The organism is Streptomyces sp. RLA131, from assembly GCF_056270125.1.
This window is the reverse complement of sequence record NZ_JBWDOQ010000002.1, coordinates 509,210-524,119: the sequence shown is the minus strand read 5'-3', so window position 1 is coordinate 524,119 and position 14,910 is coordinate 509,210. Positions and strand designations below refer to the sequence as shown.

Genomic DNA, 14,910 nt, shown 5'->3' with positions numbered 1-14,910 from the left:
GTCTCCTCTGTGGTCGGCGGTCTGTGGTCGGCGGTGCTGTCAGCGGTGGGCCGTGGCCCGGCCCAGCAGGACGTACGAGACGCTCACCAGCGCGACGCCGGCGCAGCCGCAGACGACCGGATGGACGACGGCGGGGCTCGCGGCCGTGCCCAGGGCGGCGGCCAGGCACACGGCGGCGGGCGGCCAGGCTGTCCCGAAGGCCTGGAGCAGCAGAGCCGTCCACAGGACGGCTCCCAGCGCCAGCAGCGGCCCCGGCGACACCCCGCGGATCAGCGGGGGCACGGCCAGCACCGCCAGATATCCGGCGAGGCACAGCGCCAGGGCCCGCCCCGCCCGCAGCCGGAAACCCGAGGGCGTGGTGCTGTGCCGCAGGGCGGCCAGGCCCAGGCTCCGGTAGCGGTAGAGCAGCCACTCGGCCAGGCCCATGCTCAAAGTGAGCGTGACCACGGCGGGCCCGTCGGCCGCCGCGGCCATCAGCGTCAGCGCCCCCGCGGCCAGGCCGAACAGACCGTACGGAACGGAGGCCGCGAGCGGCGGCCGGTCCCCGGGGCCCGCCGTGCTCCCGGCGCTCTCCGAGGCCGCCGTGCGCAGCGACCGTACGATCTCGCGGGCCGCCAGCAGCACCGCGGCGGCGACGGTGACCAGCAGCAGCCCAATGACGGCCACCGGGCCGGGGTGCCACCCGAGCATCGAGGCCGCTCCGGCGGCCGTCGGGGTGAGCGCGAGCAGCAGATCCCGTTCGCGGCCCAGCACCAGCAGGACCGTGCCCGCCGCGAGGTAGAGCGCCTGTCCGGCGGCGAACGCGGCCATGGTGCCCGGCCCCGGCAGCAGCAGCCCGGCGGCCGCCGCACCCAGCGCCCCGGCAGGCGCCCCGGCGAGCAGGCTGTGCGCGGCGGCGTGGCGGCCGCCCCCGGCGAGCCGTACGTAGGCTCGGTGGGCCAGGCCCTGGTTCCATGCCCAGGCGATCAGCGCCGAGGCAGCCAGCCCGGCGGTCGCGCCCGTACCGATCGCACCGCCCGTGCCGCTCTCACCGCCGGTACCGCCGGCCAGCAGACCGGCGCCCAGCACGTAGGCCAGGCCGGGGAGTGCGAAGACCGCCCCGCGCAACGCGCACCCCCACGGGCTGGTCCGCCAGGGGTCGGGCGGCGGTGGCGGGTCGGGGAAGCGGCGGGGCACCCGGGCGTACAGCTCCTCGGCGACCGCGAAGAGGTCCCGCCGCCCGTAACGGCCGGTGATCTGCTCCTGCGTCAGACCGTCCGACTCCAGCACGGCGGCGATCTCGTCCGGGTGGACGGCAGCGCCGCACGCGTCCGCCAGCCGTTCGGCGAGTTCGTCGAGCGGATCCTCGGCCCAGGACGGCCGGGTGCGGAGGCGGGGGCCGAGCGCGGGCAGCGCGTCGGTGTCACGAGGCCCGGCCTCACCGGAAGCGGTGATGTCCGGCCGCCCCACCGGGAACCGCCGTCGGCCGGCCTGGTCCTGGTCGGTGCCGCCGTCGCCCGGCAGCAGGCGTAAGGGCCCGCTCACCCCGCCTCACCCGCCTGCCGTACGCCGTCGGCCAGGGGCTCCTGGTACCGCTCGCGCCCGGCGGCGGACCCGGACTCCGCGGCGAGTTCGCCGTAGATCCCCCGGAAGGTGTCGATGGTCTGCCGGAGCGTGAACTGCTCGATCACCCTCAGCCGCGCCGCCTCGCCCATCCGGGCGCGCCGCCCCGGGTCGCGCAGCAGCTCCAGCGCCGCCCGCGCCATCTCCCCGGGCTCGCGGGGCGGTACGACCAGCCCGGTGTCGCCGACCGCCTCGCGCACCCCGCCCACGTCGGTGGAGACGGTGGCCCGTCCGCACGACATCGCCTCGATGAGGGTGAAAGGAAAGCCCTCGCTGATGCTGGACAGCATCACCACGTTCCCCGCCGCGTAGGCGTCGCGGATGTCCTCCACCCGGCCCTCGAAGACCACCGCGTCCCCGGCCCCCACCTCGTCGGCGAGGGCCCGGCAGCGCTCCCGGTAGGCCTCCCCGCCGCGCGGCGTGCCACCGAACAGCCGCAGCCGCGCCTGCGGCAACTCCTGCCGTACGAGGGCGAAGGCGCGGATCAGCGTCTCCAGGTCCTTGATCGGGTCGACCCGTCCCGCCCAGGTCAGGGTCGGCGGCTCCGGTTCCGGCCCGGCGGGCGGGAAGGCGCCGGGGTCGACTCCGTTGTAGACGGTCCGGATCCGGTCGGGCGGTGTGCCGCCGTGCTCCTCCCAGCGCCGGTTGTAGCGGTTGCCCGGGGTGACGAGCGCGGCGCGGGCGTAGGTCTCCGCGGCCAGCAGCCGGAAGAAGCCCAGCAGCAGCGACTTCACCGGCCAGCGATAACGGCCCGTGCGGTAGCCGAGGTAGCGCTCGCGCAGGTAGACGCCGTGCTCGGTCAGCAGCAGCGGCGTCCCGTACATCTGATGTGCCATCAGCCCGGGTAGCGCCGCCAGCCCCCCGCTCACGGCGTGCGCGACCCCGCCCGGCCGCGGTACGGCCGCCAGCGGGCGCAGCGCGTGCTCCAGCAGGTCGGTGGCGGTCAGCGCGTCGTGCAGGGTCGGCCGGGCAGCGGCCACGGGTATGTGCGGCCGGTTCCACACCCCGGTCAGGGTGCGCAGCGCCTCCTCGGTGCGCAGGGACGCCGACAGCTCCCCCTTGCGGGCCCGGGCGGCGAGCGCGTACAGGCCGTCGGCGAAGTCCGCCCCGGTGCCCGGCGAGCCGGGCTCCAGCAACGAGCAGAGGAAGCGCTCGTACGAGGCGGCGAAGCCGCGTAGCCGCCGCCCCCGGGGGGCGCGCCCGGCCGGAACCGGTCCCCACAGCGGGAGCGGGACCACCTCGCCGACGTTAGGGGGCAGCTCCCACGCCAACGGCTCCCGGCCGCTCCCGGTGATGGCGATGATCCGGAAGCCGATGTCGGGCATCCCCCGGACCAACTGGTCGCACCACACACTCACCCCGCCGTGCTGATGCGGATACGTTCCTTCGGTCAGCAGTGTCACCACCGCCCGGTCATCGGCGCCGGGCGGCGGCGCCGCGTGCAGGATCTCGCGCGTGAACACGGTGTCTCATTCCCCCCAAGGAACCGTCAGGTTCAGCCCGTGGCAGCAGTCGTGGCCGTGGCCGTGGTCGCTGCCGTGGTCGCGGCTGTGGCTGTGGCTGTGGCGGCCGATGTCACCGGGGCGGGCGTCTCCCCTGGCGCCAGCTCCAGCGAGCCGCTGTCGGTCCACCCCGACCGCAGCCCCGCGTACGCGCTGCCCAGGCCGTCCGTCCCGGCCGGCATGGTCGCCGGGGCCGCCACACCGCTGGGCGCGCTGATGGTGACGGTGCTCCCGATCCGGTAGGCGGTGACCTGGCCGTCGTCGACGGCGGTGTCCCAGGCGGCCCGGCGCTCCAGCTCGGTGCCGATGTCCCTCATCCGCGGGTTGACCAGCGGGGCGTTGTCGGCGAAAAGGCCCGCGTAGTCGCTCAGGACCTTCTCCAGCACCGGGTACGCGATCCGCTCCTCGGCGAGATTCGACTGGTGGATGTAGTGCGGGCGCGGGTTGTTCGACAGCACATGCCCGAGCGCGATCCGGCTCTCGGTCGGAATGAGGTACGACATGTACCCGGTCGCGGTGTCCAGCGGGGCGTCCAGGCAGGTGGTCGTCGTGGAGCCGTCACAGATGCCGCTGCCGCCGTCGGCCGCGCTGGTGTAGATCCAGTTGTACTCGTCCACCTCCTCCGCCGCCTTGCCCGCGTTGTAGAAGACGTTCATCGGGAAGCGCGGCACCGTCAGCGCGGGGCCGACCTGCCGCTGCTGCGGATCACGCGAGTTGTCACTGCCCAGCGCGGTCACTCCGGTCGCGGTGAGCGCGGGCCCCAGGTTGGGGTTGTCGTCCGGCTGCTGCGGAAGCAGCCGCATCCCCGAGTGCTCACCGGTGACCAGCTCCGTGTCGTCGAGGTCCAGCCCCTTCGCCGTGGCCCAGGCCCGGTTGTCCGTGATCTCCCCGGTGATCTCCGCCTCGCTGACCCACTGCGTGTTCCCGGCCGCGTCGGTGGAGCACACCCACGGCACCACCGTCACGTTCTGCACACAGCCCAGGAACGCGTGGTCGTAGGTGTGACTCACCCACCGGAAGGCGTCCTTGTCCGCGACCAGCTGATCGGTCAGCGCGTCCGGCCCGCCGGTCTCGTCCTTGTACGACTCGCTGCCCCCGCCGTTGAACAGCATGTCCAGCGTCAGGCCGTGCTCCTGGGACCACTGCTTCGCGTACTGCGCGTCCGCCACCGTCATCCGGATCGGATCAGCCGTCCCCTCACCCGTCGGACAGTCCACGTCGCCGGGGGTGCAGTTCAGCTCCGTGTCCCACCGGTCGTCCTCCCCGAAGACATCATCCACGTGCACCGCGAAGTAGTTCCGGTCCGCGCCCAGATGGACGCCCTGCGTCATCCACTCCACCATTCCGCGCGCGAGCAGCCGGTACTGCTGCTGGGCCTGGTTGTAGACGAACGTCACCACCAATTCGCGGCGGCCGTCATGCGCGTACTCCCCGATCAGCGAGCCGTTCACCGCCGTGCCGGGAATCGGTGCCTCAACAAAGCTGGTGAATTGCGCCCCCGCCTGCTGCTGGGCGAGCGGCACCGCCAGAAAGCCGTAACTCTCCGACACGTCGGCTGCGTTGTCCTCGAACGGAACCGCGCCGTCGAGATACCCGAAAGGCCCCGCCAGGCCGGCGGCGGTCACCTGCGCCGTCGTACCGTCCAGTGACCCGATGTACCCGGGATCCTGCGCCCAGTTCAGCCCCACGGCGGGCTGCGCGTACGTGTACGCGTCGACCTGGCGGATCCCGTATGTCTGCTCGTACGCCGTCAGTGCCGCCGTCTCCGCGGAACCCGCCCCGAAGGGACTGTCGTCAGGCAGCACCACGGCCTGGTACTTCGCCCTCGGCCGCCCGTCGACCGTATCGCTCAGGAACGCCGCGTCGATCCGCGGTCTGCCGGCGTCGCTCAGGTCGACCACCGTGTAGGGCGTGCCCGCCCCGTCGAGCTCCGCCGCGATGGCCTCCGTGGCCGAGCCGCCGTCATCGACCACCAGCACCCTCAGGTCGATTCTCGGCTCCGACTCGTCGGCTCTGGCCCCGGCCACCGGCGCCAGGAGCGTGAATAACAACGACGCCGCGCAGACCGCGGCCTTCCGTGAAAACCCCTGCATGATGTGCCCCCCTGTACCGCAGCGTGAATTGCGGCATGGCGAATTACCGGACCCGGACAGCGAGAAACCTTCTTGCGTACCTGCGCCGAAACAAATGCAAAATCAGGGTCGCGAGCGCGGCCCCGGTTCTTCCCGCACACATACTCCGACGAGATCAGGAGGCGTTGTGGGCAATTCGTCAGAATTTCGGAAACATCTCACCCTTGTTCACCTTGCGTACTCTCGCGTTCACTCCCAGTCTCGTGAGGCCAGCTTGCCGCAGGCGCACCGCCGGCAACACATGTGTTCCGGACAGGTTGCGTGCGGGCGGGGTCACTGACCTGCCCGTGAGACAAGGAGGCCGCTCAGCGCCGTGCCACACACATGGGCGGCAGCCACATCTGAGTTGGCTGTGTGACCGGCCCGAATGCCGCCGGCACATGTGTGCCCGGTGTCAGCAGCCCTTGACGGTCAGGTCTGCCCGGTCACCGAGACACGTTGTCGTGAGGTAATGCTCCTCGGCGGCACGCCAGCGATCGACCCAGTTTCCGGGACCGTGGTCGTGTCCACGTGCGTACTGCCGGTGCAGACATGTGTCACGAGGTGTCTCGACAGAGACGGTGAGGTCGTAGTAGGCCGCCAGTTCCGGGCGTGCGGTGAACACGCCTTCGACGATGACCGTGCCGCTCCGTGGGACGTGACGGAGCTCGTCCGGGGCCGGCGCGCCCGTGGCCCAGTCGTAGCGCTGGTAGTCCGCCGCCCGGCCCGCGACGAGCGGGACGAGTACCTGGTCGCGCAACCGCTGCCAGTCGAAGTACCGGTGGTAGCCCTCTTCCGGGCCGAGAAGCAGCCGCTCTTCCGGGGCCATCGGGCGGTAGAAGTCGTCGACATGGACGATGGTGGTCCGCTCCGCTCCGCCCAGGGCTTCGGCGACCGCTGTCGCGAGCGTCGATTTTCCGGCTCCGCCAGGGCCGTCGATCGCGACCAGAACGAAGCCGTCAGGCGCGTGCCCGGCAAGGGCCGCGATGGCTGAGGCGACGTGTTCCGTCTCGTTCCGCTGTGTGGTCACCAAGAGAGTGTGGCGCAGGGCCGCGGGCCTGACGAGACCGCCGGGCCGGGGGAGCATCCCACCCAGCGGTACTGGGGGCGCTGAATATGCGGCCCGTCCGGCGATTGGGACGAAACCGGCCACCGGGCGGTCCTCGGCGAACCAACCGGCTCGCCGAGGACCGCCTCAGGGCTCAGCGGCGCAGGGTTGTGACCCGCAGGGACGGGTCGGCCTTGATCTCGGCGTCGGTGAAGCGTTCGGTCACCCACTGCTTGCGGGAGAACAGGGTGGTCTGGTCGGCGAAGTGGGGCGAGGTGGGGTCGGCGGACTCGCCGTAGGTGAGGATCGTACGGGCCCGGGGCCCGTGCGGGGTGAGTTCGACGGCCATGACGAAACCGGCGCCGAACGCGTAGTCGTCCGGCGATGCCGGGTACACCGCGCCGCTGCTGCCCGAGTCCGCGGTCGCCTCGACGACATTGAAGCACCCCGCGCCGCCGTCACAGCCGGGCAGCGGTATCCCGGCCCAGCGCTGTACGGCGCCGAGGGGGGTGTCGACCGCGAGGCCGGCGGACGCGAACGACTCGACGGCGTCGGCGAGGGCGTGCCGCACGTTCACGTCGTCGCCGTCGATGCCGCGCGGCGTGCTGAGCGGATCGGCCGGGTCGTACGGCACGCGCCACCAGGTGTCGGGACCGCTGTCGGCCAGGCGCTCGTAGAAGGCCCCCCAGAGCGCGGCGCCACGGCTGTCGGTATCGGCGCGGGTGTCCCACTGCCCGAGGGTGTCGCAGGCCGCCCGTACGTCGACCGGCGTTCCGTCGCTCGTGGTGAGCCGGGGGTTCGCCCGGCACATCGCGACCACGTCCGCGAGGCCGAGCTCGGCCGAGTGGACGCGGTCGCCGAGCATCGTCGCCCGCAACGTGTCCAGGGTGAAACCGGGGGCGCCGAGTCCGTCCGTCCCGTCACGGCGCTGGACGATCATCCGGAGCCCCAGCTGAGCCCGCAGGCCCAGCCTGGTCCCGGTGTTGTACACGCCGGGCAGGCCGGTGATCGGGGCGTCGGGGTTGGCGAGGTACGGGCCGTTGTTGGAGTTGGCCACGTAGTCGGTCCGGGTCAGCGTCGGCTGGTTGGCGGGACCGTAGATGCCGGGCACGACCGCGTCCGGGTCGCTGCCCCAGGCGCAGGCCGAGTTCGAGCCGTCCAGGGCGTCGGGCAGGTCGTCGCCGCCGGGCAGGGTGCAGTGCGTCAGCTGGTCGTCGGTGAGGTGCGGGACGACGGAGGAGTCGGTGAACCAGGTCGTGCCGCTGGTGTCGGTGGCGATCGTGTGGGTCCAGGGGTTGCCCTGGTAGGTCCGCTGGGCAGCGCGCAGCTGGGTCACGCTCTGCGAAGTGCCCATCGCCAGCCACTCGTTCATCGAGCGCAGATTGTCGGCGTTGGCGTCGCGGAGGGACAGCGCGGTGGTGTCCGTCCATCCGAAGGACAGCACGGGGCCGTAGCGCGAGGTGTACAGCGTCCGCTTGACGCTGGACAGTCCGCCGTCCGTGCCGCGTACGGTGACGTGCACGGTCCGGCGCTTCATGTGCTCGGTCCTGCCGTCGACCGTGTAGCTGGTCGGGTCGCCGGGCACCAGGTCCAGCCGGTAGAGGGAGGCGTGGTCCGCGTGGGTGGTGGTGTGCGTCCAGGCGAGGCCCCGGGTGTGGCCGATCTCGATCACGGGCGTGCCGTACAGGGCGGCGCCGGCGACGTCCAGCTTCCCGGGGATCGTCAACTGGACCTGATAGAAGCGGAAACCGCCGACCCAGCTGAGGTGCGGGTTGGCGAGCAGCATCCCGTCGCCGTCGCGGGTCGCGTCACGGCCGAGGGCCCAGCCGTTGCTGCCGAGGTTGCCGGAGCCGGCGTCGGAGCCCGAGCCTGAGGCGTCAGCGGTGTCGTTCGCGGCCGGGCTGGTCAGCGCGGTGAGGGCGGCCCGTGCCTTCGACGTGGTCGCGGCGGGCGTGCTGCCCGCCGTCGGGGGTGTCGCGGCGGCGATGGTGTCCGCGAGCGAGGCCGCCCCGTTCGCGCCGTTGACGTCGTAGACGACGTTCCAGATGTCCAGCGCGGTGATCGGCCCGACCCACGGCTTGCCCTCGCAGGTGGGGTCCGGCAGCTTGGCGGCGCCGGTGTCGCGCAGGTAGCGGTTGTAGCCGGCGGCGTAGCCGTCGACCAGCCTGCGCAGATCGGGCGTCGGGCCCAGGGGCGCCGGACGGTCGAGTAGCCGTTGCACGGTGCCCGCCTGCCGCAGCCCGCGGTAGTAGGTGTCGCTGAGGAGGTTGCTGGTGCCGGGTGCGTCGGCGGCGGGTGTTCCGTCCGGTCCGAAGTACCTGGAGCGCTCGCCCCGCAGCGTCACCACCCGGTCGGCCAGCGCGCACAGGTTGTCCTGCGCGAAGGCGTAGCCGTATCCGTAGCCGAGGCCGCTGTAGTCGTGCGCCAGGATGTGCGGGATGCCGTACTCGGTCCGGCGGATCCGGGCCGTGAACCCCGGTCCGGCCACGGTCTCGCCGCCCCGGCCCGCTGCGGCCGACGCGGAGTCGGACACGGAGCCGGACGCGGACGCGGACGCGGAGTCGGACACGGACGCGGACGCCGGTGAGGCCGGCAGCAGTGCCGTCGTGACGGAGGCGAGGCAGAGGGCGGACAGCCCGGATGCCGGCCGCCACCGCCGCCTCGATCGGCCGGGAGTTCTGTGACGTAACGTCAGTTGCTGGGTGTCATGCATGGGGTAACCGTGCCGCCGGTGACACCCATTCGGCATCGGACCGTCGGAGGACCTACGGCGAGTACGTCAGCCTGTGGATGTAACCCCTGGGTGCCATGTGCTGTGTCGCCCTACGGCTGCGGGGGGAGGCGCGCGTTCGGCCGGCAGCCTCCGGGCCGGCTACGAGGCGGGTGACATCGTGGGACGGGCGCCGTTCGGCCCGCTCGGTTCGGCCCGTGCCGCTCGGTTGTCAGTGGGCGCCGTTAGGGTGCCGAGCATGGAGTCACTGATCACTGTCGTCCGCGAACAGGACGAGGCCGCCCGCTTCCTCGCCTGGCCGGGTGACTTCGACCTGGACCGGGGCGACCACGTCGAGGACGTCCACCTCGCCTCGGGCGCCGTGCTGGAGGGATTCGCGGGCGACGGCGCCGGGGGAACGTTCTTCTTCTGCGGTGAGGGCGGCGAGGAGCGTCCTGTGCTGTACGCGGACTCCGAAGGAGGCGCGGCGCTCATCGCGATCGGCCTGCCCGAACTCCTACGGCTCCTGCTGGTCGCCCCGTGGTGGCGTGACTGCCGTGAGTTCACCGCGCAGGAGAGCCGGGAGTCGGCGGCCGAGTACCTGGAGGACATACCGGACCTGCCGGCCCGCCGGGACCGCGCGGCCGCGGCCCTCGGCCTCGTCCTTCCCGCGGAGGCGGATGCCTTGGCCCGTTTGCGGGAGGTGGCCCTCGGGGCCGGTGAGGACTTCGTTCTCGTCTTCACGCCGGAGGGGGAGCCCTACTCGCCACTGATCACCAACTGAAGCCCCGGGCGACCGGCGGCCCGGGGCTTCGGGTCCGTCACCAGGTGTGGGCCACGTCGACCACCACGCGGTCGGAGAGTTGCAGCACCTGGAACGGCAGCCTGGCCCTTACGCCGAGGCCTACCTGCGTCACGCCCTCGAAGCTCGACCCGAACTTGGTGTCCCGGAAGGTCGGGTAACCGGTCAGGCTGATGCCGGGCAACGAGTGCCCGGCCACGCCCGGGTACGTCGACGTGCCGGTGTTGGGGTCGTAGGACGGAGCGGACAGGTCGATCTCCAGGATCGCCCCGCCGGAGACGGGGATCGTGTTGCCGGACCCGTCCTGGATCAGCTCGCTGACGTACTGCACCCGGTAGCCGACCGACGTGCCCCCACCGGGAACGTCGAACACCAGGCGGTCGTAGCACTCATGCGTGCCGGAACGGATATCGGTCAGCGGGTCGGCGTACGCCGTTGTCGACGCGGACTTGGGCAGGCTGCCCCAGCCGGTCGGGCAGGCGGTTGCGGACGCCGTGGCCCGGGCGGACGTGCCCGGAGCGGCGGCGGCAGCGGGCACGGCCGCGCCCAGGAGCGCGCCGCCCATCAGCAGGATGGCCGGCACGACGCCCCAGCGTTGTGTGCGCATGTCATTCCCCCTTGTGTGACAACTCATGGAATTCTGGTCATGAGTTGGACATCCCAGACACCCGATGGGTTGTGCGCCCCCGCCACCGAAGGTGCGCGCACCCTGGGTCCGGCGGTCCCCACGTCTGTCAGTCTGGGTTGACGTGAAGGCAGTGTCAACCCAGACTGACAGACGATCCGGTGTGACGCTCGCCTTCCCCGCTACCCGTGTGTCCGTGTGTCCCCGCACGGCGGGGGCGTTCCTGCCGCGGGGCCGCGGGAGGGGTGAGCCTCACGCCGCTCGCCATCCGTCCCTGGAGGAACGATGCCGCCAACAGCAGGCCAGACAATCTCCCGATGGGCCGTCGCGGCCCGGACCAGCCCCCTCCTGGTCTGCGGTGCGATCGCCGGTCCGCTCTTCGTCGTCACCTTCGTCGTCGCGGGTGCCACCCGTGCCGACTACAACTCGTGGCGCCATCCGATCAGTTCACTCGCCCTGGGCGGCCTTGGCTGGATACAGGTGGTCAACTTCCTCATCGCAGGCACCCTTGGACTCGCCTTCGCCACTGGATTACGGCGCGCGCTGCGACCCCTCGGAGGCTCGACCTGGGGGCCGCTGCTGGTGGGGACATGGGGGGCGGGCCTGCTCGGTGCGGGGGTCTTTGTCACCGACCCGGTCAGCGGCTATCCGGTGGGCACTCCCGACAAGCTCGCCCACTACGGCAGCACGCACGCCGCGCTGCACGACGGCGTTTCGCTTGTCGGCTTCGTGGCGCTGGCGGCGGCCTGCTTCGTCTTCGCCCGGCGCTTCGCCGGATGGGGCAAGCGCGCCTGGGCAGTCTGCTCCGCGCTCACCGGCGTCGTCTTCCTGGTGACGTTCGCCCTCTCCAACCTGGGCTTCGGCCAAACCGAGGGGCTCGTAGGCCTCGGCGGACTGTTCCAGCGGGTGGCGGTCACTGCCGGCTGGTGCTGGTTGAGCCTGTTGGCTCTTCACCTGCTCCAGCAGGACAGCCCGAAGCAGCCACCCGCGCGCCAGGGTCCGTAGCACGGCGACAGATGCGTCCGGGCGGGCGGTCGGCCTGCTGACCGGCTGTCTACGGGACCAGGCCGTCGGCGACCAGGCCTGCGAGGACCGCCTCGCTGAGGGCCTGCGCGGCGGACTGCGGCCGGACCATGACCGTGAACTCCTTGATCCTGTCGTCCTCGTCGAAGTGCAGCAGGTCGATGCCGTGGATCTGCTTGCCGTTCACGGTCGCCCGGAAGAGCAGGACCGCCGACGGGGCCTCGGTGCCGTCCGTGCTCGTCTCGGACGTGCCGTCGTGGTGCCCGAGGTAGCGGAAGTCCTCGAAGACGCGCAGCAGGACACCGAAGAGACCCAGCACCATCGGCTTGCCCTCGAACGGCTTGAACTTCACGGGACTGTAGAAGCGGATGTCCTCGGCGAACAGGGTGTCCAGGGCTGCGAGGTCGCGGCTGTCGACGGCGGCGCGGAAGCGGTCTGCTGTGGTCACGGCTTCACCTTCATACTCAAGAATGTGACTAGTCAGTTTCTTGAGTATCATAAGGAGGGCATCCGTGGACAGTGGCACGTGAGGAGGCGATCCGATGGCGTTGCGACACGCCGTATTGGCGGCGCTGCTCGACGATGAGTTGAGCGGATACCAGCTGGCCAAGGCATTCGATCTGGGTGTGGCGAACTTCTGGCACGCGCTGCCGCAGCAGCTGTACGCCGAGCTGACCCGCCTGGAGAAGGACGGGATGATCACGGGCCGGGACGTGGTCCAGGACACCCGCCCCAACAAGCGCCTGTTCAAGGTCACCGACACCGGCCTGGCCGAGCTGGAGCGGTTCACGGCCACCGCCACCAAGCCCTCCTTCATCCGCGACGACCTGCTCGTCAAGGTCCAGGCCGCCGACCACGTCGATCCCGGGAAGCTGATCGCGCAGCTCACCGAGCGCGCCGCCTTCGCCCAGGCCAAGATCGACCTGTTCGGACAGCTGCTCCACGCGATGCGAAGCGACCGCACCGAGGAGGAGTTCCTGCGCGACGGCGAGCGCATCGGCCCCTATCTGACCTGTATGCGCGGCCTCGCCTTCGAGCAGGGCAACCGCGACTGGTGCGAACGCACGGTCACCGTCCTCCGGGAGAGGCAGGCCACCCGTGCCCGGCACTGACCCGCGGTACCTGCGTTACGTGGCGCTGGGCGACAGTCAGACCGAGGGGGTCGGCGACGGCGACGACATGGCGGGCCTGCGCGGATGGGCCGACCGGCTCGCCGAGCAGCTCGCACCGCACAGCCCCGGCCTCCAGTACGCCAATCTGGCCGTACGCGGGCGGCTCGCCGGACAGGTCCACGCCGAGCAACTCGCGCCCGCCCTCGCGCTGCGGCCCGACCTGGCCACCGTCGTCGCCGGGGTCAACGACCTGTTGCGGCCGCGGTGCGACATCGACGAGGTCGCCGGGCACCTGGAGGCGATGTTCGCCGCGCTCACCGCCCAGGGCACCCGTGTCGCCACGCTCACCTTCCCCGACCCCGCGCGGATCAGCCCACTCGCACGCCCGATCAGCTCCCGCGTCGCCGCCCTCAACGACCGCGTCTGCCGAGCCGCCCGCCGCCATGGTGTCGCCGTCGCCGAGACCCACCTGTACCCCGTGTCCAGCGACCCGCGCGTCTGGAGCGCGGACCGGCTCCACGCCAGCCCGCTCGGCCACCGGCTGATCGCCGCCGCCGCCGCCCACGCCCTCGGCCTGCCCGGCAGCGACGACTCCTGGACCCACCCCCTGCCCCCACCCGGCACAGCCCGCCCCACCGGATGGCCCGGGGCCGCCGCCGATGAAGTGCGCTGGGCCGCGGCCTTCCTCGGCCCCTGGCTGGGCAGACGCCTACGCGGACGCTCCTCCGGCGACGGCCGCACAAGCAAGCGCCCGCTCCTCCTCCCCGTCCAAGCGCCGACGACTCTCCACGACCTGCGGGAGGACACCGGCGGCGACACGCCGCGCAAGGGCCGGGCACGCTAGGAGCGCGGGTCAGTAACGAGCCGGCGGTCAGTGGGCCCCGGCCGGTGGGGACGGCGTTCGGGTCAGTGGCAGGGGTCGGAAGGCTGGGCGGGCGCCTACCGGTGAGCGATACCGGCTCAGACGACCGTCGGCAGGAGTTGATGCGGCATGTTCCAGCCTTCGGCGAGTTTCGACGGATGCACATTGTGTCCATCGCCGAAGAACTCGCAGAACTTCATGATGAGCGGGTCCCATCGGAGGGGGTCCACGTAATGCGTCCCTGGGATGATCAGGTCCTCCTCGACGTGGGTGCGAAGGACCTCGACCTGGACAGCGGTCGCATGAGGCGTGGGACTGCCGAAGGGGTGCGTCGAGACAACCTTGCACTCCAGCTGGACCGGACACTCCGCGACTCGGGGCGGCCGGACCAGCTCCGATGCCTGCTCGGTCAGCTGCGCGGCCGAGAACTTGTCCGGCTCGTATCGGTAGCCCTGCTTGACCTTGTGATCAGGGACGGCCGATTTCCCGGTGGTCAGCGCGATTCGGTCCACGGCGTCGACCATCGCCGATGACGGCAGGTTCAGCACGCACTCGCGTTCGCGCAGCAGGTTCGCCGTCGTCTGGCCGCTGTTGCCGAGACCCAGCATGCAGGACTGGTCGAGCCACCAGGCGGAGGACATCGGCGCGAGGTTCACAGTGCCGTCCTCGTTGCGTGAGCTGATCAGCACCACGGGAGTCCCGAAGTACAACACCTTGAGCCCGGGGACCACGTGCATTCTTTACGCCTTTCGCAGGGACCTGAGCTGAAGAGACTCGCCATGCGGTGCACGAGCCGTGCCGTCATCGACTATCCGCGAACCAGGTGAAGGGCGCTGGCGGGAATCGGACCTTACGTTCCGGCCGCGGTCGGAACGATCACCCCGCCCCCGGCCGCGCCAGGTGACGGGGATGTCGCCTCAAGCCGAAGCCGGACCTTGACCCGGAACACACCGTTCCACGGCTCTTGACGACCGCGCGCTGTCAGACAGCGGCGATACGGTCAGTCCATGAGAGCTACTGGAACGTTCACCGTCGAAGCGTTCGTCCCGACCGAGCTGAAGCCGGACCCGGCCGTGTCCACCGGGCTCCCGGTGGGTGTCGCGACGATGGAGAAACGCTTCGAGGGCGAGACCGCCGGCCGCTCGGCGACCCTGTTCACCGCCGCGTTCGACCAGGCAACGGGCGTCGGCACCTATGTGGCCATGGAGTCCTTCGAAGGCTCGCTGCACGGCCGCGACGGTGCCTTCAACTTCGTGCACTCGGCAACGACGTCCGGCAGCGACCGCACCGCGGAGTTCTTCACCATCGTGCCATCGAGCGGCACCGGGGAACTGGCCGGGATCTCCGGTGCCGGGGGAATGACCGTCGACGCCGACGGCACACATCGGATCTGGTTCGACTACCAGCTCAGCTGAGTACGCACGGCCACTGGCGAATGCCTCGCCCGGCCGCTCATGAAACCGGCCTCACCGGCGCGGACTTCGTCGGGCTCACCCCCACCGCGAGCCGATAT

General features: G+C 71.3%; 13 protein-coding genes. 5 read left to right on the top strand and 8 right to left on the bottom strand.

All coding sequences use genetic code 11. The features are described 5' to 3' along the window. Positions 1 to 39: 39 nt before the first annotated feature. The 5 genes from RWE79_RS03120 to RWE79_RS03100 form a co-directional block, all read right to left on the bottom strand. Entirely contained in the window at positions 40 to 1,524 is a 1,485-nt protein-coding gene (locus RWE79_RS03120) for a hypothetical protein (protein WP_475938441.1), read from the bottom strand. After that, on the bottom strand, positions 1,521 to 3,065 hold the full coding sequence (gene pelF / locus RWE79_RS03115; protein ID WP_475938440.1) for a GT4 family glycosyltransferase PelF: 1,545 nt from the start codon (positions 3,063 to 3,065) through the stop codon (positions 1,521 to 1,523). Before pelF ends, RWE79_RS03120 begins: the two co-directional genes overlap by 4 nt. Before the next feature lie 32 nt (positions 3,066 to 3,097). Continuing rightward, complete coding sequence (locus RWE79_RS03110; RefSeq protein ID WP_475938439.1) at positions 3,098 to 5,197, bottom strand: hypothetical protein; 2,100 nt, start codon at positions 5,195 to 5,197, stop codon at positions 3,098 to 3,100. Positions 5,198 to 5,630: 433 nt separating this feature from the next. Further along, complete coding sequence (locus RWE79_RS03105) at positions 5,631 to 6,245, bottom strand: uridine kinase family protein (RefSeq protein WP_475938438.1); 615 nt, start codon at positions 6,243 to 6,245, stop codon at positions 5,631 to 5,633. 172 nt (positions 6,246 to 6,417) lie between these two features. Continuing rightward, on the bottom strand, positions 6,418 to 8,796 hold the full coding sequence (locus tag RWE79_RS03100; protein WP_475938437.1) for a penicillin acylase family protein: 2,379 nt from the start codon (positions 8,794 to 8,796) through the stop codon (positions 6,418 to 6,420). A 436-nt stretch (positions 8,797 to 9,232) separates the two neighbouring features. Between RWE79_RS03100 and RWE79_RS03095 the strand changes: the two genes are divergently transcribed. Further along, entirely contained in the window at positions 9,233 to 9,757 is a 525-nt protein-coding gene (locus RWE79_RS03095; protein WP_475938436.1) for a hypothetical protein, read from the top strand. A gap of 37 nt (positions 9,758 to 9,794) precedes the next feature. Here RWE79_RS03095 and RWE79_RS03090 read toward each other — a convergent pair whose 3' ends face one another. Next, positions 9,795 to 10,382: an AMIN-like domain-containing (lipo)protein gene (locus RWE79_RS03090; protein ID WP_475938435.1), complete on the bottom strand. Its 588-nt coding sequence runs from the start codon at positions 10,380 to 10,382 to the stop codon at positions 9,795 to 9,797. A gap of 303 nt (positions 10,383 to 10,685) precedes the next feature. Here RWE79_RS03090 and RWE79_RS03085 point away from each other — a divergent pair, with 303 nt between their 5' ends. Then, on the top strand, positions 10,686 to 11,405 hold the full coding sequence (locus RWE79_RS03085) for a DUF998 domain-containing protein (protein ID WP_475938434.1): 720 nt from the start codon (positions 10,686 to 10,688) through the stop codon (positions 11,403 to 11,405). A 49-nt stretch (positions 11,406 to 11,454) separates the two neighbouring features. Here RWE79_RS03085 and RWE79_RS03080 read toward each other — a convergent pair whose 3' ends face one another. Then, complete coding sequence (locus RWE79_RS03080) at positions 11,455 to 11,871, bottom strand: nuclear transport factor 2 family protein (protein ID WP_475938433.1); 417 nt, start codon at positions 11,869 to 11,871, stop codon at positions 11,455 to 11,457. Positions 11,872 to 11,965: 94 nt separating this feature from the next. Here RWE79_RS03080 and RWE79_RS03075 point away from each other — a divergent pair, with 94 nt between their 5' ends. After that, positions 11,966 to 12,535, top strand: a complete 570-nt coding sequence (locus RWE79_RS03075; RefSeq protein WP_475938432.1) for a PadR family transcriptional regulator — start codon at positions 11,966 to 11,968, stop codon at positions 12,533 to 12,535. Beyond that, positions 12,522 to 13,379: an SGNH/GDSL hydrolase family protein gene (locus RWE79_RS03070; protein WP_475938431.1), complete on the top strand. Its 858-nt coding sequence runs from the start codon at positions 12,522 to 12,524 to the stop codon at positions 13,377 to 13,379. Before RWE79_RS03075 ends, RWE79_RS03070 begins: the two co-directional genes overlap by 14 nt. A gap of 116 nt (positions 13,380 to 13,495) precedes the next feature. Here RWE79_RS03070 and RWE79_RS03065 read toward each other — a convergent pair whose 3' ends face one another. Continuing rightward, entirely contained in the window at positions 13,496 to 14,089 is a 594-nt protein-coding gene (locus RWE79_RS03065) for a flavin reductase family protein (protein ID WP_475938430.1), read from the bottom strand. Between the two features lie 315 nt (positions 14,090 to 14,404). Between RWE79_RS03065 and RWE79_RS03060 the strand changes: the two genes are divergently transcribed. Next, entirely contained in the window at positions 14,405 to 14,812 is a 408-nt protein-coding gene (locus RWE79_RS03060) for a DUF3224 domain-containing protein (protein WP_475938429.1), read from the top strand. The last annotated feature ends 98 nt before the right edge of the window (positions 14,813 to 14,910 follow it).